The sequence below is a fragment of the Bacteroidota bacterium genome (genome assembly GCA_016720935.1).
Taxonomy (GTDB): Bacteria; Bacteroidota; Bacteroidia; order AKYH767-A; family 2013-40CM-41-45; genus JADKJP01.
This window is the reverse complement of the sequence record JADKJP010000003.1, coordinates 321,961-339,362: the sequence shown is the minus strand read 5'-3', so window position 1 is coordinate 339,362 and position 17,402 is coordinate 321,961. Positions and strand designations below refer to the sequence as shown.

The following is a 17,402-nucleotide window of genomic DNA, read 5'->3' as shown; positions in this document are numbered from 1 at the left end:
ATTATGTATTTACTTTCCAGACATACTCATCATTTTCGAAGATCTCTTTCCCCCAGACCGGAACTTTAGTTTTGATAAACTCTACCATTTCCCTGCAGGCCTCTGTCGCGTCTTTCCGATGTCTGGAAGAAATAAAAACGAACAGGTTGATCTGTCCGGTTTCGATTTTGCCCAAACTGTGATACACATGCATGCAGGTAATTTTATATTTTGAAAAAATCTCTTCACGAAAATTAGCATAGATTTCATCAGCCATCTCTCTATAACAGGAAAATTCAATTGCCTGTACGTTTTTACCATCGATATGATCCTTGCGGATTTGTCCTAAAAAAATCTGGTGCGCCCCGATATCCGTTTTAGAACTGTGTTTGGCAATAGAATCTGCAATGAAAGCCGGGGTAATCTGACCTTCAACAAAAACTGTTTTTTTCTTTTTTTCAGAATCGTTCATGGGTTTACATTAATGATTCACGAAAATTTATCCATTCCTCAACACCGCCTTTTAACTTTATCAAATTATTGAATTCGAATTTTTCTGAAAGAATTTCTATCGCTTTCTGACTACGGTCCCCGCTTTTGCAATAAACAATAACATCAGCGTTCCTGTCAATTTGCCCAAATTCCTTTTCGACCAATGGTAATGGAATTTGCAAGTCAATGATACCTTCCGCTTCAGGCCATTCGCCGGGTTGTCGAACATCGAGGAATCTCAATTCTTTTCCGGCTTGCAACCACTGATGTAATTCTTCTACTGTTACTTCTTTCATATTTTCCTGATTGTTACAATTAAACAGATAATCGGTTTTTCTCAATTCATCAATTGAAACAGGACCGGAATTTTTGGCTGATGATGAGATTTGAAAACGCATGATCTCAGATTGCATGTTCAGCACATTAAACACTAGTAATTTCCCATTCAAGACATCCCCAATTCCGGTAATAATTTTAATCACTTCAGCTGCCTGCAAAGTACCAATCAGTCCCGGTAAAACACCAAGTACACCATGTTCTTCACAACTATTCATGTCTTCTCCGTTTGATGTAAAAGGAAACAATGAACGGTATGTAAAAGCCTGTGATGCTCCAACAGGATAACTGAAGACAGAAACCTGGCCTTCGTACTTGTGAATTGCCCCATAAACCAGAGGTTTACTCAGCAATCTGCACGCATCATCGCAAAGATAACGAGTACGGGCATTGTCACTACAATCTACTACAATATCAAAGTTTGAAATTATGCGCTCAATGTTTTCTGGCATCAAACGTTCAGGATAGGATTTGCATTGAATTGTCGGGTTGAGCTCGAGTAAATGCTTCGCCGCTTGCTCTGCCTTTGATTTGCCTATATCGGAATCGCGGTAAAGAACCTGTCGGTGGAGATTGCTGATATCAACAACATCGTCATCAATTATACCCAATGTGCCGACACCTGCGGCTGCGAGATATTGAAGTACCGGGCAACCCAATCCACCTGCTCCAACGACCAGAACACGCGCCCCGGAAATTTTCTCCTGTCCGCTCACTCCTACTTCAGAAAGCGAAATCTGACGGGCATAACGACTCAAATCCATTTTCGACAACATCATTTATCCTCCTGAGAATGGTGGCAGTAATGCAATTTCATCAGTATCCCGAAAAACATAAGGCTCAGATTGAATGGATCTGTTAACAGCTACAAGCATATTAATATCCTTTGCTGCTTCATAGGATTGCCGGAACTGTTTACACAATTCTTCCGAGTCATGAACATCTTCCATCGTCAATTCGGTGCTTCCAACCACATCAGCCAATGATCCAAACAATTTTACTTTTATTTTCATGATTTAATTTTCGTATTTCAACAATTCTTCGGGAGTATTGATATTTGTAAAAATTCTATCCCCTTTCGGATAAAACTTCTTAACCTCGAACAACCTGGTCTTTTGCTCTTGAAGACAATCACGTAATTTCAATTTCCCATCAATGATATTCTGATGTAATATAATTTTGCAAGTCAAATCATACACAGCGGCTAATGGTTCCGTTACACCATCGTGAACAGGAACCAGGATCTCTTCATCTCCGGCATTTTCAACTAAAGCTGATAAAAATTCAGTCGTCATGAAGGGCATGTCGCAACTGAGCACAAGATTTTTCTTTGTTACAGAATAATTAAGCCCGGTATAAATGCCTCCCATAGGCCCTTTTCCGGGATAAATATCGGAATAACATGGAAACCCGAATTTAACATACCGCTTATCATTAGCAATTAAAATCACTTTATCTGTAATACACTCAACTATATCCAGTATATTCAAGATCAACGGCCTGCCATTGAAACTAACCAAGCCCTTATCCGTCTTCATGCGTGAGCTTTCACCACCACAAAGCACAACGACTGTAAAATCAAATGGCAGATTCTTGTTCATCGGGAGGGAAATTTAAAAACTTCAACTGCATCACCACGACGTATTTCCAGATTTTCGACAGGTAAATAGACAAGAGAGTTTGCTCCTGAAAAACTCAGAAGATTATCCGAATCCTGCCCGTCAAGTATACTTACGCCTTCATTTTCGATAAGAGATTTTAGAAATAATGACCGATCCCCTTTTCCTGTGAAATCTGTATTTGATTTCAAGATTTCTTTTTCGAGTCCGGGATTTTCTTTTCCACTCAATTTATCTAGCGCCGGAAGAATGTACTGGTAATAACACACCAAAGCTGCTGCAGGATTTCCCGGAACAGCAAAAACCATTTTCCTCCCTTTCATTCCAACAAATAATGGCTTCCCGGGTTTTTGAGCTACTTTATAAAACAGTTCTTTAACTTTTAATGCAGCCAATACTTCTTTTACAAAATCATACTTGCCAACAGATATTCCGCCTGAAATTATCAGCACATCATTGTTTGCCAAAAGTTTTTTTACCGCCGACAACACCAATTTTTTTTCATCCTTCACATGGCTTTTTTGGCCGGCTTTATATCCACTTTGTAATAAAACAGACTCTAATGTTCCGCTGTTGGATTCATAAATTTGTCCGGGCTTTAGTTTATTACCGGCCTTCACCAGTTCATTACCGGTAACTAAAATTCCTATCCGTGGTTTTTTGAAAACTTTTACAATGGAACAACCAATCGTATTCAGGAAGCCAATCGCTGCAGGAGAAAGTGTAATTCCTTTCTTCAATCCCGCACCACCTTTTCTGATTTGATTCCCTTTCCTCCTGATATTGCTTCCTTCTTTCAGGAATTCTTCTACAACCTCAACTTGTTGCTCAGCTACGTTTACTTTTTCCTGCATCACCACGCAATTTGCGTTTGATGGCACAGGAGCGCCGGTAAAAATTCTTACTGCTGTATTTATTTTCATTTTTGAAATCGGTGCATCTCCCGCCTTTATTTCTCGAGTGAGGGGAAAAACAATTCCCTTCAATCTATTTCGATCAAAACAAATTGCATACCCATCCACTGCCGACTGATCAAACAATGGAACATCGATTGGCGAAAGCAAATCAGCCGCGAGCACATACCCGAGACTTTCCTGTACCTTCATTTTACCGGTTTCCGGTAAAGGCACGGCGTCCATTAGAATTTTTTTTGCTTCCTCTACACTGAGCATAATTACACCATTAACAACTTACCTGCAGCAAATAAAAGTACAGTGGCCAGCAAATATTTCAACACAACGGAATTGAATCGTTGACTTCCCCAATATGAACCAAGCAAGCCTCCAATGAGTGTAGCAACAACCCACCACATCATTCTGTCAGGAAAAACAAGATGATGGCTCAGTAAACCCGCAAGACCTGATATTGAATTCACCAATATGAATGGAGCCGCAATTGCAGCCGTTTGTTTGATGTCAGCCCAGCGAAATAACAGTAATACAGGAGACAACAAAATTCCACCGCCAATTCCGATCATACCCGATATCAAACCAATCCCACCGCCAATGATTAATGCAATCGGCAAAGGCATCTTACGAAGTGTCGCGCTGGAATTATTTCCAATAAGTCCAAGTATTCTGATCACAGAAAGCAACAAACAAATCCCCAAAATAATTTTGAAGAAAGATGGCGATAGCTGAATCCATGAACCGAAGAAGGCCAACGGAACAGAAAGCACAATCAAAGGAATAAATAGTTCCTTTTTGAAATATCCGCTTCGGTAATACTGAAGGCTTGCAATTGTGGAAACCAGAATATTCAACACCAAAGCGGTGGGCCTGATTTGCTCCGGTACGAAATTTAAAAATACCATCAGGGCCAGATATCCGCTCGCACCACCATGACCTACAGTGGAATACACAAAGGCAATGATGAAAAACAAAACAAGGATAAGGCTGAAATCCATTGCACTAATTTACACTTTTCCCTATTTCAGCAGACAAGTTTGCATGGTTTCCTGAAATCAGAATAGTTAATTTTTTACAAGAGAAATGCGGTTCAGTCCCCGGTGATTTGTATCCAAATTTCCTACTTTCACAAAAATTTTATCGGATGAAAAAAGTCGTTGTACTTGGAGCCGGACGTGTAGGACAAACTATGGCTATCGATTTATGCAAAGATTATTCTGTATGTTCTGTAGATGTGAATGCAAAAATTCTGAGTGAATTAGCTGCAAAACAGCCGATACTGACAAAAACAGCCGATTTATCCAACCCTGATGAAATTCGAAACGCCATTCAGGGTGCTGACATAGTAATCGGTGCAGTCCCCGGGTTCATGGGATTTGAAATGGTAAAAACCGTTATTGGAGCCGGTAAAAATATTGTGGATATTTCCTTTTTTAACGAAGATATATTCCTGCTTGATGAACTTGCAAAGAAAAACAATGTTGTTGCCGTGATGGATTGCGGTGTTGCTCCCGGGATGGACAATATGATTCTCGGGTATCACAACAAACGAATGGATGTTAATTTCTTCGAATGTCTTGTCGGAGGTCTCCCTGTTGTACGCACATGGCCATATGAATACAAAGCTCCGTTTTCTCCAATAGATGTGATCGCCGAATACACGCGTCCTGCCCGTTTTGTCAAAGAAGGACAATTGGTGACCCGACCGGCACTCAGTGATCCCGAACTTCTCGATTTCCCACAGGTTGGAACTCTCGAAGCATTCAATACAGATGGCTTGCGAAGCCTGATAAAAACAATGAAAGTTCCGGATATGATTGAACGGACCTTACGTTATCCGGGACACATCAATTACATGAAAGTGCTACGCGAAAGCGGATTCTTTAGCGAAGAACCTGTTCAGGTAAATGGAAAAGATATTCGTCCGATTGACCTCACATCAAAATTACTTTTCCCGATGTGGAAATTAAAAGAAGGTGAAGAAGAATTTACAATCATGCGTGTGATCGTAAGTGGAAAAGAAAATAACAAGGACAAAACATATACTTATGATCTGTTCGATCGTTATGACACGAAAACAAATACACCTTCGATGTCACGCACAACAGGATATACCTGCACTGCTGTTACTCGTCTCGTCCTGGAAAACAAATACAATCGTGTTGGAATAAGTCCGCCTGAATTTGTAGGTGAAGATGAAAACTGTTTCAAAGAAACACTTCGATATCTTGCGGATAGAGGGGTTATCTATAAGGTTTCCTGAGCATTCCTTACAGTGAAATTCACATGAATATTTCCATCAGGTAATTTCCTGTAAATAATTTTCCTCAATTTTATAGTAATTACCCATCATCAAGATTAGGCTTTCTATTAAAGAATGACATGAAATTGACCATTTCAGTCTTTGACAGTCCCCGAATTTTGATACATTTGTATCAATGAAGCCAGTCAGGCAACATAAGCTCAGGATAATTACAGCGTATTTACTTCTCGCTGCAGTTTCCTTTTTCTTTACACCAAAGGAGCTTGTTCACAATTTCCTGAATCATGATGATACCTGCGATACGGTAACACATAATTCAAACCAGACTCATATTGAAAATTTACATGAACACTGCGACCTGGACCAGTATTCTGTTCCTCCATTGTTTCATGAAGTAACTCACTTTTCTTTTATAAGTACCGCACTGCTTTGTACCCATTCTTCAGGGCAACCATGCAATTATCATTTTTCCGGTTCCACTTTTCTATTCTTCCGCGGACCTCCTGCGCTTATTTGATGTGTAAATGTTCTGACTTGTCAGGACAAAATTAATGGTGGCAAAATTCACTTGCCGCTATTACTCTATTTTTTTACATCAAATATGTTATCATGAAAATTATCTATCTCCTGATTTTCCTTCAAACCATTTTTTGGTTTGATAAAGTCCTTGCGCAGGCTGACAGTACACTCACTGATTCTCTGTTGCTTCAGCAGATTCAAAACCAAATTCAACCGGAACCGGCCCCGGCCCGCAGTGCGCCTTCGGCTAACCCTGACATAAGTGTGATCGGTGATTTGGGAGGTTCTTATGAAAGCAACCGAAACAGAAAATTTGACGCCAATCTTAACGAAACCGAAATTTCATTTCAATCCGTTGTTGACCCATATGCCAGGGCTGATTTCTTTGTCGCGATCCGTCGGGACCCTTCTACCGGAGAATTCAAAACTGAAATCGAAGAAGGATATCTCACAACCCTTTCCTTACCCGGACACCTGCAATTGAAAGCAGGTAAATTCAAACAGGCCCTCGGCAGAATCAATCCGATACATCCACATGCCCTGCCATTCACAGACATGCCCAATGCATTTGTTCGATTCTTTGGTGACGAAGGAATGAATGACGAAGGAGCCCAGCTCAGCTGGTTACTTCCCAATCATGCATTCTTCCAGGAGCTCACACTCGAATTAACGGATGGTCCGCTGGAAAGTCCGTCGTTTGCAAGAAGCCCGGGCAATAAATATCTGAAACTCGCGCATCTCAAAAATTTCTGGGATCTCTCCGCGAATTCAACACTGGAACTTGGCTTGTCAGGTATTTCGGGTGTAAACAGTACCGATCATACAACAAACATTGGAGCTCTTGATCTAACCTATAAATGGAAACCGGTAAAATTCAACACCTACAAATCTTTCACCTTCCAGAATGAATTATACTACAGCCATGCAACATTCGACAGCTCCACTGTAAAATCAATCGGATTGTATTCGATGCTGAGTTTTCAGTTCGCCAAACGTTGGTTTATTACAGCCCGTTACGATTACACAAACCTTCCGGAATCGGCACAGTTTGTGGAACAGGCCGGATCCGCTACGATCGGATGGTATGCTACCGAGTTTCAAAAGATTGAACTCCAGGGAAAATACACTTCCGCAAATCAGGAAGACATCGAAAACAATTATGAGAAAAATTTCTCCCAGGTTTTTCTTCGCTGGATCTTCGTTATCGGATCACATGGCGCGCATCAATATTAAAATTCACAAACAATCATATCACAAAATCTCTTCTTATAAAGACAAAAAATGAAAACCAAAATATATTCCCTGGTGCTGATCTGTGTTCTTTTCTGTTCTTCTGCATTTGCCGGAGCAATTCACGTGGTCACCACCACGCAGGACACGAAAAGTATTGCCGAATTAATCGGTGGAAACAAAGTTGAAGTATTCAGCATCGCAACCGGTTATCAAAATCCTCATTTTGTTGATCCGAAACCCAGCTACATCATCAAACTTTCCAACGCAGATCTCTTCATTACAGTCGGTCTCGATCTGGAAACAGGATGGTCTCCTTCACTGCTTACCAGTTCCAGGAATCCTAAAATCCAAAAAGGAAGCGCCGGGTATGTCGATGCATCGATTGGTGTGCCTTTACTTCAGGTTCCGTCAAGTATCAATCGCGGAGAAGGTGATATCCATATCTATGGAAACCCACATTACTGGCTTGATCCGCTGAATGGCAAATTCATTGCAAGGAATATTTGCAATGGACTGGAGAGAATTTCACCGGAGAGCAAAGCGTATTTTGAAGCCAACCTGAAAGTGTTCAATGAAACAATTGATCAAAAATTGAAAACATGGAACACAACCATGGCAAAATACAAAGGCGCCAAAGTAATTGCATATCACAATGAGTGGTGTTATTTCGAAAATCGATTTGGATTACAAATCGTCGATTTCCTGGAACCAAAACCTGGAATCCCTCCCACACCATCACAGTTGGTAAAAATTATCAAAGCCGTAAAAGCCAATTCAATAAAGGTAATCATCTCCTCCCCATATTTTACTACTTCTTCATCAGATGTTGTAGCGAAACAAACCGGAGCCAAAGTGCTGACTTTGGCAACTTCCGTTGGCGCTTTTGATTCAATTAAAAATTATTACGATCTCTTCGACTACAATGTCGGTCAGCTTGTAAACGTTCTGAAATAATTTAGACACTACTCAAATCAATTGCCATGTTCGAAATGTTCCAGCTTGATTTTATTACACAGGCATTTATACTCAGTATTATTGTCGGCATAGTGCTTTCATACCTTGGAGTCCATGTTGTCGGGAGAGGAATAGTGTTTGTAGACCTGGCACTGGGTCAAATCACCTCTCTGGGTGTTGCTTATTCAGATTTTATTGGAAAAGGAAAAACATTCATTCCGATTCTGTTTGCTATCCTTGGCGCATTCCTGATGTCACTCATTAATATCCGCGACAGACGTCTCAAATTGGAAGCCATCATCGGAATTATTTACGCTGTCGCATCCGCTGCAACAGTCATGCTGATATCAAAAACACCACACGGTGACTCAGACATTCAGGAAGTATTATTTGGAAATATACTTTCAGTAAGCTGGGAACAAATAAAAATAACCGGCATTGTTCTGGGTGCAATCGCTTTGTTGCATGCAATCTTTTACAAGAAATTTTTCGCGTTGACAGAGCGATTTGAAAAAGGGGAAGGTCATTCCATAGGCATTTTTAATCTCTGGAATTTTCTTTTTTACATTTCAATTGGTTTGAGCATTGTATTCTCTGTCCGCATCAGTGGCGTTATTCCGGTGTTTTCATTCTTGATCATCCCCGCTGTCGGCGCAATTATGCTGGCGAAGCAGAAACTTCCGCTCGTTATCCTTGCAATCTTCCTGAATATCCTTGGTGCTCTCTTTGGACTTTACGTATCCTACAAATACGATTTTCCCGCAGGTTCTTCAATCGTCGCCGTACTTGGCGGACTATTTCTTATTGTTTCTATATTTTATATTATACTTCAAATGGCAAGAAGAAGGGTGAATTGAAAAGGGAAGTTTATTAGTGGAAGAGTAAGTGTAAGAGTAAGTTTGAAGAGATTAAAACTTACTCTTACTCTGTATTGTAGTCCCGGGCAGAATCGAACTGCCATCTAGAGTTTAGGAAACTCCTATTCTATCCGTTGAACTACGGGACCAAAAGGAGTGCGAAAATATCCTTTACTTTGGATTTTTGAAAGAAAGCCTTGAAATCCATCTCGGGAGGGCATGGAATCAGGACTTAATTCGCCCATAATCAATTCAAAGGGAATGAAAAACAATTTTCGTCCCGGTTTGTTTCCAAAAGATATGTCCAGAGAAAACCCTTTTAAAGAATACAAATCCGGAGTTTGCAACATCGGTGTGAAGGAGGTTTCCGTTCGCAGGAAGTTTTTTTATGCCTTCCTGCCAATCACCTTCCTACTGACCCTGAGCGCGTTTTTCTGGGACAATTCGCTGGTTCTTTGGATTTTGTTGCTCGGATCAGCATTTTGCCTTACAGTACTCTACAATGAAATTAAATACAAGTTTTGCATCCTGTTTGGGTTTTTCAGCCTGTATAATTTTGAAAAGCTGGGCACTATTCATGAAGTAAAAAATCCACAGGACCATCAAAAGGATAGAAAAAGAGTCCTTGAAATCGTCATCCAGTCGCTCCTGTTTTCACTGATATACGCTACCACTGTACACCTTGCGGCAGGATATTTTCATTTGCACTGATCTTACTGAAGGGAATTGAATCTTTTTAGCAAAACCCGATCAAACAGCTTCCCCTGCATTTTTTGAGTTTTAAAAGTGTTTACGAGCAAAGTATCATTGGCAATGTAATTCATATAAGCCTGCCTTTGCACTGAATCCTGAATTGAAACAGTATCCTTTGATGCTACGGCATAGAGAATTGTCGTGAGGTAGGTTTTATAATTTTTTTCTTCACGATACGACATTCTAACCTGAGGAACCCTGCTAATGACAGCCAAGGCCGAATCCGGTTGGTGAATGTTAAAATAAGAAGCACTCAGATTCAACAATCCTTCTACAAACAATGGTGTGATTTGTAGCCCCAGTCGATAATGCTCAATAGCCTGCTCTGGCATTTTACTTTGCTCATAACAGGTCGCAAGATCATTGAGTACACGCAAGTGATAGGGATTTACTTTTTCCGCTGCTTCAAAAGATTTCCTTGCTCCTTCCAAATCACCCTGATAAAATCTTGCCAGTCCGTCGTACCATTCAAGTGGCGTTGTTGTTCCATCCACGCGAAAAAAATAATTCTTCGCCTTTGAAATCTCACGCGTCATCGCGCTGTAATTCTTCCGCAACTGATTCGCTTTGGCTTTTCTCAAATGCAACTCTCCCGACAGCCATGACCAGGCCGGATAAACACTTACTGTGGCAAGTATAAATAGTAGAATTGAAACGAGGCGTTGCCGGGATTTTGACCAAACGAATTTTTCAGAAGAAGAGCCTGATATATAAAATACTACTGCCGCCCACAACATCAGCAATAGCATTACATAATACCGTGATCTGGGATAACCAAAAAACGACATGACCATAAAGCTCCCAACAGCAAAACTGGCCATCAGCAGCATTCTTCTTTTTTCCAAATCTTGCATCCTTTTCAACGATCTGTGAATCTCAATCAGGATAAAAAAAAAGAACAACAAGTAGCCGACAATCCCCGGTATACCCTGCTCCGACCATACCAACAAATAATCATTATGCGGATGCTCGAAATGGACTATGCCTGTATTCAGATAAGCTGTACCACCAATTCCATATTTCGCTTCCAGCAATTTCCAGTTGTTTAGTCCAGCGCCGAATAAAGGATGTTCCTTTATAAGGTGTAGACTGTTTTTCCAAACAAGAATTCGTTCGTATACACTGTTGTTATTCTCGGTAGAGGTTGTATGAAAAATATCCGGCTTCGACCAGTACATTTTAGCCATCTCCGCCTTCCGCACGAGGTATGAATAATTGTTCGATTTGGTATACAAAAAAAAGGTGATCCCGATTACTGCAATGCTGATTCCTCCCAATAGAATTTTTCTCTTTACCGGCATAACCACGGAATTACTTTCCGTTTTCGTTTTTGTTATTCTTGAGAACAGCAACATCAACATTCCTCCTGACAAAATTCCCAACCAGCTTGAAACAGTTTGCAATAAAAGAATCCAGAAAAGACAGAGTAATAATCCTGTCCAGGAAAAAGCAAGCCATTTTCCTTTCTCTGTACGCACACCGTACATTGTAAATGGGAGTAAAAGTGTAAGTACTTCTGAGAAAAAATTCTTATTTGAAACGGACGAACAGAGATCCAGATTGATCAAAATTGGTTTTCCTTTCTGAATATAATCTATCACCATCGGATACAATTGAAGGAAACCATAATAAGTAAAGATCAAAAGCGCAAAAACGGATGCACGAACAACAAAGATCAATGGTTGTTTTGTTTCCCTTAAAACCATGTATGCAAGACAAAAGAACAGGGAAAAAGAAAGTATCCTGAACCATTCCTGAAAAGCGTCGCCCGGATTAATTGAACTTGCGATGGAAATCAACATCCATATTTGCTGGGCGCAAAAAAGGAAGAGGATCTTCACAGGCAAAAAATGAACGGGCCTTTCCCCTGAGGAAGAAAATAGCCTGAAAAAGAAAAAAACAGAAAGGGAAATGCATGTCAGCAGATACCTGGGAACCAGGCTTGGATCTTCAATACTGCGCACATTCACCAGGGGTAAAAGAATGAAAAGCAGGCAAAGAAATAACAGATAAGGCCAATCCTGTCGCTTTTTATCCATGGGTCCCTGATAAGCACACCAATTTAGGCAGAGTTTGCAAAATAATTGAAAATTGGATCAGAATATTTCTTAAAATTACCCGATGAGCATTTTCTATGGAATCTCCGAAAACTAATCCACCCCAGATAAAATCAAGAAATGTTAGCACACATGACCTTGTGCATGCTGTGAGTAAGCTCAAATGGTTGATTCTCATAATTTCTATTGGAATCGGAGGTTTCACATTTTGGTATAGCAAAACAAGGATTCTTACCTACTCTTCCTCCGCCTCTTTTTATATTAATGACATCAACTCTGTTTCTCTAACAACTCAAAATAATGAAACGAAACCTCTGGATGGATTGCTGACCGGCGAAAGTTTTAACCGTGTTTACCAGCTGATCCTGAGTTCCAGAACCCAAAATTATCTTATTCGAAAGTTCAAACTTTTTGAACATTATCACATTGACTCCACAAAAGAATTCAGTTTTGAAAAGGTCGCCAATCGTCTCAGAAATAATATTGAAATAAAAAAATCACCCTTCAATCTGGTTACTGTTACCGTGAACGATGAATACCGCTATCTCGCGGCGGAGATGGCGAATGAAATCATATATTTTGTCGACAAGCAAAACAAAATCATCCTCTCAGAAGGAGTACAAAGAAAGATTACCATTTACAATAGCCTGATTCAGGATATTCAAAAAACAAATCAGACACGAAAAAGGGAAATCGAAGCGTTGTTATCGAAGATGAATGCGATTGTTGCTGATCTTGAAAACCGAAAACAAAACACTCAAACTTTACTGGAACTGCAGCAGAAATTAACAGGAATGATCGTTGAGATGGAAGCATCGAACACAGATCTCATTAAAATCCAACGCTATCAGACCCTGGCCCTTCAGCTCATCAAAGAAAAGAACCTGCCATCAATCATGTTCATGCAATACGCACGACCGTATTCCTTTTCATTGGTCCCGAAAGCCCTGTTGGTTAGCATTGGAATGATGGCGCTTTTCTGGACAGTATTTATCATACTTTTATACTGGAAAATGAAATACTCAGGTTATCTTTCCCTGCTTGCAAAAATCTGATAGTATTCCCGAAATTATTTAGCTGAGAAGGATGAATAAATATTGTATCGTAGTTGCAGGTGGTTCGGGAACAAGAATGAAATCGGCTATCCCAAAACAATTTTTAGTATTGGGTAATAAACCAATACTCCTGCATACACTGGATCAATTTATAAAGTACGACTCTTCCATTAATATCATTCTTGTTCTCCCGGAAAATGAAATAGCGACCTGGGAAAATATTCGAAAACAATATTCATTCATGCATCCGTTAAGGGTAGCATTCGGAGGAAAAACAAGACATCAATCAGTAGCCAACGGCCTGGCACTTGTCCCAAATGAATCCATTGTCGCCGTTCATGATGCTGTGCGGCCATTAATCAGCAATGATTTATTGCAACGTTGTTTTCAGGAGGCTGAAAACAATGGCTCAGCTGTTCCTGTCATACCCGTGAACGATTCCATTCGACAAATCGTTGGAGAAAAAAGCAAACAGGTGAACCGAAACGATTTTGTGATTGTTCAAACACCTCAATGCTTTAATTCATCGACTTTAAAAAAAGCGTTTGAACAACCTGAAGACCCATCCTTCACGGATGAAGCTTCTGTCCTTGAACAATCAGGAATCCCTGTCCACCTTATTGAAGGTGAAAAACAAAATCTTAAAATTACCAATCCGGAAGATTTGTTAATCGCCAGTGCGATTCTTTCTCAGGACAAAGATTAAATACCTCTGGTTCATTTGAAATAAAAAAGGGTTTGATAATCATCAAACCCTTTATTTTCTTCAACTGGAGTGATTACCAATTGTCTTTATCTTTCACAGGCTTGTCTTTTGTGACAGCGTTTTTCAGACTGTTGATGGTTTCCTTTGTATAGGTATCAACCTGGAGGAGATAATCGTTGTAAACCGGAGTATACATTTGTGCTTTTGTATCCATCCAGCGTTCACTTGGATAATAGGAGGCCTGCTTCCAGTTGAAAGCGGTAAACTCATACTTAAATCTTCCATCCTTTGCAGCGACAGTAAGCGTGTATTGCACCAGACCGGCATCCGTTTTTGTTCCTTCTTTATCGGCAGGATTGAAGATTTTAAACCTTGGTTTCCCGACAACCCTGAACTTCAATGAATCATTCTCGCGAATCACTTCGGTAGGGTTTTTATAGTAGGTACGAAACCAAGCCAGGATTCTGGAATAAAGTATTTCAGCCTTAAGATTCTGTACTTCGATCACTTCTTCATACGTGATCAAACGGGTAATACTGTCCACCGGCATGGCTGGCATAGGCATGGGAGCAGCATTTTTTTGCGCATTTGAAAAATGTACGCTGAGAGTCATGAGTATCATGACCATTGACAATTTTCTCATCATGGTAAATAATTTATGCTGTAAAAATAAGAGAAAATCAGAATCCTAAAGAATTCTTAACCTTGTACAGGGATTTTAATTTTCATCCCCGGTTTGAGCCCGTGGATATTGGAAATGTTGTTGATCGACTTCAGTTGTTCAACAGTTGCTCCTTCATATTTCCTGGCAATGCTAAACAAAGTGTCACCAGGAGCTACGGTATGATAGACAAAACGGGAGTCAATTTTAGCCGGCACTGAAGGAGTGGTGTTAACTGCTTCGTTAGTATTTACCTTGGCTGCAGTTTCCGCTGCCTTCTGATTCTGGAAATCATCAGGTACAGCTTGTGACAATACATCTTTTTCATCCTCTGAAAGGATTGGTTTATCGTCTTCTTCCTCTGTACCATTTGCAGGTTTCTTAATAAAGACCTTGTGACAAACAGTAGTATATATAGCAAGTCTTTGTCCGCTGATTGGATATTTCTGACGTAAGGCCCTTTTGTTCCAGGCACGAAGCTGACTCACCGTACAATTGTACCGTGAAGCAATTTGGCTCAGCGTTTCTCCTCTTTTAACAAGGTGAGTTTTGCGAACTTTTTCTACAACTGTAGCATATTCACCGGATACACTCTCCACATTCAAATTTGCTACTGGTGCAAGTACAGGTACCGGTCCATGTTCCCCGCCAAGGCGATCGAGAGCAATAGCAGAATAATAATCACTGAACATATCCCGTACAACTTCATTTCTGATTTGAGGACCACGGCAACCAAAAACGATACTTACCAAACGGTGCTCACATTTATTCACAGTGGCAACAAGACAAAATCCGGCACGGCGGGTATAACCGGTTTTGAGTCCATCAACAACACCACTGTAATCAATGGTGAGACGATTGTGATTACGAATTACACTTGTGGATCTTCCGTTATCGATCGAAGCGTAACCCATTCCGGCAATCTCCAGGACTTCATCGTACTTGAGCAATTCAAGGGTGAGAAGAAGTTGATCCGTTGGACTGGATGAATTATCCATACTGGAATGCGCAGCAGGCAAACCGGTAGGATTTCCATAATAGGTATCAGTCATTCCCAGTTCATGAGCCCTGCTGTTCATTCTGTCAACGGAAGCTTTCAGGTCACCACAACTGATGTAACGTGCCATCTGCTCCGCGCATTCGTTATTCGAGGCAATCATGGCTGCTTTGAATACGTCACGCAAAGTATAATTTACAGAAGTATAAACCTTCTTTCTCTTGTGTCTTCTTCCTGTTATGGTTTCTCGTACCCAATGCACATTATCTTCCCAACTGAATTTACCGGCCTTTACATCTTCCACTGTTAACAAAGCAACCATCATCTTGGTCAGCGAAGCGATTGGATATGCGCTGCCCATATTTTTCTGCCAGATGATTTTCTTATTCACCGCATCATAAAGCAAACCTGCGCGAACCTCTGATTCGTTAACCTGAAGCGAAGTATCGGCATCGTAAACAAACTGCCGTGACAACTGAGCATAATCAATGACAGAAACACTATCATCCCTGACCGGATCAACGGCACCGGCACGCAAAGGCAATTGAGCAGCCATTATCGTGGCTGACACAAAAATATAGTGCAGGAGGTGTTTAATGCGATGCATCTCCGGGGTTAAATCAGGTTTTATCTAATATACAAATATTGCAGGCAGGATGTCAACAAAATTCCATAAAAGAATCTCATTATAGTTCATCCCTTTAAGCAGCTAGTATACTGAATTAACGTGAAAAACGTTACTTTTTGGCAAATATTCTGAAGAAATTTAAAGAAAATTGTGTTAAAAAGAGGATAATTTTTCTCTGAAGGGAGTCAATTGCTTGGTAAACAGCTTATAGCTTGGAATAGAGATAGAGTTTGACCAATTCCTGCTCAGATTCAGCCAGTTTTGTTCTGTGAAACATCTCAGGTAACAATGCTTCCCAACTCTCCTTCGACTTTTCTTTGGGCTTGTGCAAATTGTGACAACCGCTACAGTGATCAGTGTACAATTTGAATCCGCTTTTTAATGAGTCCAGGCTTACCTGATGACCACTGTTTTGCATCTTCAATACATCCGCTTCGACTGGCCTGAGCATGGAAGAACCGGCTCCGCATGCCACCATAAATAAAATGATTCCGGCAGCACCAATGCATTTAGAAATTTGCATTCTCCTCCACATGAGAATAAAATTTTAAATTAAAATGAAAAAGATAACAACAAGCGTGCTTCCACTTTTTCATGCTCATCGAGATCCAGATTCTCTTTAGAGCCTTCCTCTTTTTTTGCATTGAACAATTGAGGAAGCACATTTAAGTTGATGAACCATCTGTCCCCACGGAAATGAACACTTGGTCCGGCGAACCAGACTGAATTTTCCCACTCTCCTTCTTTGACCTCGTTGTGATTACGAACCTCCAAACCAAGACCTGCTGATTTTCCCAGCAAACGCATGTAGGCAAGATCAAGTTCAAATGGAGTTTCAACTTCCGTTTCAATTTTTCCATCTTCAGCTTCGAACTCCATTTCATACTCGCCAACTATGTTCGCAGCGAAAATATTTTTATCAACTTGTTTATCGAGGATAAGCTTACCCTCCAACTCCAGTTCCTGTCCATCGAATCCAATTTCCGCATACAAAGCAGAACCAACCGCATTAGCAACCGGATCACTGAGTTTTATCTTCCATTCACTCGAACAACTGATGGAATGTTCTTTGAATATCACGCTATCATTCGGACTATATGCTACACTATTGAAATTGAGATAAAATGAAGTTTGTAATTTTTTCCCTAAACCAATTTCCAATTCCAGACGCTGATCCAATGCATTGTAAAAATGTTCTTTCCCACTACGCAGGGTGTTCCAGTATTCCAATTCCATGGCTCCGGCCGGAAGTACATTACTCTGATATGTTCGGGTAAAAATGCGGTCCTGAGAATAGCCTGTAACGAAACTGAGAGAGAGAATCAGGAAGAAGTAGATTGCTTTCATAGAGTTTAATTTATCGGAGGCAAAACTAAATATTTTAT

The 17,402-nt window shown here is 40.4% G+C and carries 19 protein-coding genes and 1 tRNA gene; 8 read left to right on the top strand and 12 right to left on the bottom strand.

The window, feature by feature from the left end:
* Position 1: 1 nt before the first annotated feature.
* From IPP86_03895 to IPP86_03870, 6 genes are read right to left on the bottom strand one after another with little or no spacing between them, the layout of a single operon-like run.
* The gene (locus tag IPP86_03895) at positions 2-451 is read right to left on the bottom strand and encodes a molybdenum cofactor biosynthesis protein MoaE (protein ID MBL0137658.1); all 450 of its coding nucleotides are present in this window, start codon (positions 449-451) and stop codon (positions 2-4) included.
* A gap of 4 nt (positions 452-455) precedes the next feature.
* Positions 456-1,586: a HesA/MoeB/ThiF family protein gene (locus tag IPP86_03890; protein ID MBL0137657.1), complete on the bottom strand. Its 1,131-nt coding sequence runs from the start codon at positions 1,584-1,586 to the stop codon at positions 456-458.
* Positions 1,587-1,820, bottom strand: coding sequence for a MoaD/ThiS family protein (locus IPP86_03885; protein MBL0137656.1), 234 nt, complete (start codon positions 1,818-1,820; stop codon positions 1,587-1,589).
* Positions 1,821-1,823: 3 nt separating this feature from the next.
* Positions 1,824-2,408, bottom strand: coding sequence for a molybdenum cofactor guanylyltransferase (locus IPP86_03880; protein ID MBL0137655.1), 585 nt, complete (start codon positions 2,406-2,408; stop codon positions 1,824-1,826).
* Positions 2,405-3,565 carry a molybdopterin molybdotransferase MoeA gene (locus IPP86_03875; GenBank protein ID MBL0137654.1) on the bottom strand — a complete coding sequence of 387 codons (1,161 nt, stop codon included), beginning with the start codon at positions 3,563-3,565 and terminating at the stop codon, positions 2,405-2,407. Before IPP86_03875 ends, IPP86_03880 begins: the two co-directional genes overlap by 4 nt.
* A 35-nt stretch (positions 3,566-3,600) precedes the next feature.
* A complete protein-coding gene (locus IPP86_03870) occupies positions 3,601-4,332 on the bottom strand; it encodes a sulfite exporter TauE/SafE family protein (GenBank protein ID MBL0137653.1) in 732 nt (243 codons plus the stop codon).
* Positions 4,333-4,478: 146 nt separating this feature from the next.
* On the opposite strand from IPP86_03870, the gene IPP86_03865 reads away from it, so the two are divergent.
* From IPP86_03865 to IPP86_03845, 5 genes are all read left to right on the top strand, one after another.
* Complete coding sequence (locus IPP86_03865; protein ID MBL0137652.1) at positions 4,479-5,597, top strand: saccharopine dehydrogenase NADP-binding domain-containing protein; 1,119 nt, start codon at positions 4,479-4,481, stop codon at positions 5,595-5,597.
* Positions 5,598-5,772: 175 nt separating this feature from the next.
* Entirely contained in the window at positions 5,773-6,114 is a 342-nt protein-coding gene (locus IPP86_03860) for a hypothetical protein (protein ID MBL0137651.1), read from the top strand.
* A gap of 92 nt (positions 6,115-6,206) precedes the next feature.
* The gene (locus IPP86_03855) at positions 6,207-7,349 is read left to right on the top strand and encodes a hypothetical protein (protein MBL0137650.1); all 1,143 of its coding nucleotides are present in this window, start codon (positions 6,207-6,209) and stop codon (positions 7,347-7,349) included.
* A gap of 48 nt (positions 7,350-7,397) precedes the next feature.
* Positions 7,398-8,303, top strand: coding sequence for a zinc ABC transporter substrate-binding protein (locus IPP86_03850; protein ID MBL0137649.1), 906 nt, complete (start codon positions 7,398-7,400; stop codon positions 8,301-8,303).
* Between the two features lie 26 nt (positions 8,304-8,329).
* Entirely contained in the window at positions 8,330-9,160 is an 831-nt protein-coding gene (locus IPP86_03845) for a metal ABC transporter permease (protein ID MBL0137648.1), read from the top strand.
* A gap of 77 nt (positions 9,161-9,237) precedes the next feature.
* Here IPP86_03845 and IPP86_03840 read toward each other — a convergent pair.
* Positions 9,238-9,309: transfer RNA gene (locus tag IPP86_03840), tRNA-Arg, on the bottom strand.
* A gap of 112 nt (positions 9,310-9,421) precedes the next feature.
* Between IPP86_03840 and IPP86_03835 the strand changes: the two genes are divergently transcribed.
* Complete coding sequence (locus IPP86_03835) at positions 9,422-9,871, top strand: hypothetical protein (GenBank protein MBL0137647.1); 450 nt, start codon at positions 9,422-9,424, stop codon at positions 9,869-9,871.
* A 2-nt stretch (positions 9,872-9,873) separates the two neighbouring features.
* On the opposite strand, the gene IPP86_03830 is transcribed toward IPP86_03835, so the two are convergent.
* Positions 9,874-11,715: an O-antigen ligase family protein gene (locus IPP86_03830; protein ID MBL0137646.1), complete on the bottom strand. Its 1,842-nt coding sequence runs from the start codon at positions 11,713-11,715 to the stop codon at positions 9,874-9,876.
* Positions 11,716-12,047: 332 nt separating this feature from the next.
* On the opposite strand from IPP86_03830, the gene IPP86_03825 reads away from it, so the two are divergent.
* Together IPP86_03825 and IPP86_03820 are read left to right on the top strand one after the other, a co-directional pair.
* Entirely contained in the window at positions 12,048-13,025 is a 978-nt protein-coding gene (locus tag IPP86_03825) for a hypothetical protein (GenBank protein MBL0137645.1), read from the top strand.
* Between the two features lie 31 nt (positions 13,026-13,056).
* Positions 13,057-13,731, top strand: a complete 675-nt coding sequence (locus IPP86_03820) for a 2-C-methyl-D-erythritol 4-phosphate cytidylyltransferase (GenBank protein ID MBL0137644.1) — start codon at positions 13,057-13,059, stop codon at positions 13,729-13,731.
* Between the two features lie 73 nt (positions 13,732-13,804).
* Here IPP86_03820 and IPP86_03815 read toward each other — a convergent pair whose 3' ends face one another.
* The 4 genes from IPP86_03815 to IPP86_03800 all read right to left on the bottom strand — a co-directional run bounded on the left by IPP86_03815 (position 13,805) and on the right by IPP86_03800 (position 17,364).
* Positions 13,805-14,377, bottom strand: coding sequence for a DUF4468 domain-containing protein (locus IPP86_03815; GenBank protein ID MBL0137643.1), 573 nt, complete (start codon positions 14,375-14,377; stop codon positions 13,805-13,807).
* A gap of 53 nt (positions 14,378-14,430) precedes the next feature.
* Complete coding sequence (locus IPP86_03810; GenBank protein ID MBL0137642.1) at positions 14,431-15,960, bottom strand: LysM peptidoglycan-binding domain-containing protein; 1,530 nt, start codon at positions 15,958-15,960, stop codon at positions 14,431-14,433.
* A 262-nt stretch (positions 15,961-16,222) separates the two neighbouring features.
* Positions 16,223-16,540 (bottom strand): hypothetical protein, encoded by a 318-nt coding sequence (locus IPP86_03805; protein ID MBL0137641.1) that lies wholly within the window; start codon positions 16,538-16,540, stop codon positions 16,223-16,225.
* 29 nt (positions 16,541-16,569) lie between these two features.
* Positions 16,570-17,364 (bottom strand): hypothetical protein, encoded by a 795-nt coding sequence (locus IPP86_03800; GenBank protein ID MBL0137640.1) that lies wholly within the window; start codon positions 17,362-17,364, stop codon positions 16,570-16,572.
* Positions 17,365-17,402 lie beyond the last annotated feature (38 nt).

What these genes read in the sequence shown, in the direction of transcription:
- IPP86_03895 (MBL0137658.1), bottom strand. Translation starts at nt 451, where the DNA reads ATGAACGATTCTGAAAAAAAGAAAAAAACAGTTTTTGTTGAAGGTCAG.
- IPP86_03890 (MBL0137657.1), bottom strand. Translation starts at nt 1,586, where the DNA reads ATGATGTTGTCGAAAATGGATTTGAGTCGTTATGCCCGTCAGATTTCG.
- IPP86_03885 (MBL0137656.1), bottom strand. Translation starts at nt 1,820, where the DNA reads ATGAAAATAAAAGTAAAATTGTTTGGATCATTGGCTGATGTGGTTGGA.
- IPP86_03880 (MBL0137655.1), bottom strand. Translation starts at nt 2,408, where the DNA reads ATGAACAAGAATCTGCCATTTGATTTTACAGTCGTTGTGCTTTGTGGT.
- IPP86_03875 (MBL0137654.1), bottom strand. Translation starts at nt 3,565, where the DNA reads ATGGACGCCGTGCCTTTACCGGAAACCGGTAAAATGAAGGTACAGGAA.
- IPP86_03870 (MBL0137653.1), bottom strand. Translation starts at nt 4,332, where the DNA reads ATGGATTTCAGCCTTATCCTTGTTTTGTTTTTCATCATTGCCTTTGTG.
- IPP86_03865 (MBL0137652.1), top strand. Translation starts at nt 4,479, where the DNA reads ATGAAAAAAGTCGTTGTACTTGGAGCCGGACGTGTAGGACAAACTATG.
- IPP86_03860 (MBL0137651.1), top strand. Translation starts at nt 5,773, where the DNA reads ATGAAGCCAGTCAGGCAACATAAGCTCAGGATAATTACAGCGTATTTA.
- IPP86_03855 (MBL0137650.1), top strand. Translation starts at nt 6,207, where the DNA reads ATGAAAATTATCTATCTCCTGATTTTCCTTCAAACCATTTTTTGGTTT.
- IPP86_03850 (MBL0137649.1), top strand. Translation starts at nt 7,398, where the DNA reads ATGAAAACCAAAATATATTCCCTGGTGCTGATCTGTGTTCTTTTCTGT.
- IPP86_03845 (MBL0137648.1), top strand. Translation starts at nt 8,330, where the DNA reads ATGTTCGAAATGTTCCAGCTTGATTTTATTACACAGGCATTTATACTC.
- IPP86_03835 (MBL0137647.1), top strand. Translation starts at nt 9,422, where the DNA reads ATGAAAAACAATTTTCGTCCCGGTTTGTTTCCAAAAGATATGTCCAGA.
- IPP86_03830 (MBL0137646.1), bottom strand. Translation starts at nt 11,715, where the DNA reads ATGTTGATTTCCATCGCAAGTTCAATTAATCCGGGCGACGCTTTTCAG.
- IPP86_03825 (MBL0137645.1), top strand. Translation starts at nt 12,048, where the DNA reads ATGGAATCTCCGAAAACTAATCCACCCCAGATAAAATCAAGAAATGTT.
- IPP86_03820 (MBL0137644.1), top strand. Translation starts at nt 13,057, where the DNA reads ATGAATAAATATTGTATCGTAGTTGCAGGTGGTTCGGGAACAAGAATG.
- IPP86_03815 (MBL0137643.1), bottom strand. Translation starts at nt 14,377, where the DNA reads ATGATGAGAAAATTGTCAATGGTCATGATACTCATGACTCTCAGCGTA.
- IPP86_03805 (MBL0137641.1), bottom strand. Translation starts at nt 16,540, where the DNA reads ATGCAAATTTCTAAATGCATTGGTGCTGCCGGAATCATTTTATTTATG.
- IPP86_03800 (MBL0137640.1), bottom strand. Translation starts at nt 17,364, where the DNA reads ATGAAAGCAATCTACTTCTTCCTGATTCTCTCTCTCAGTTTCGTTACA.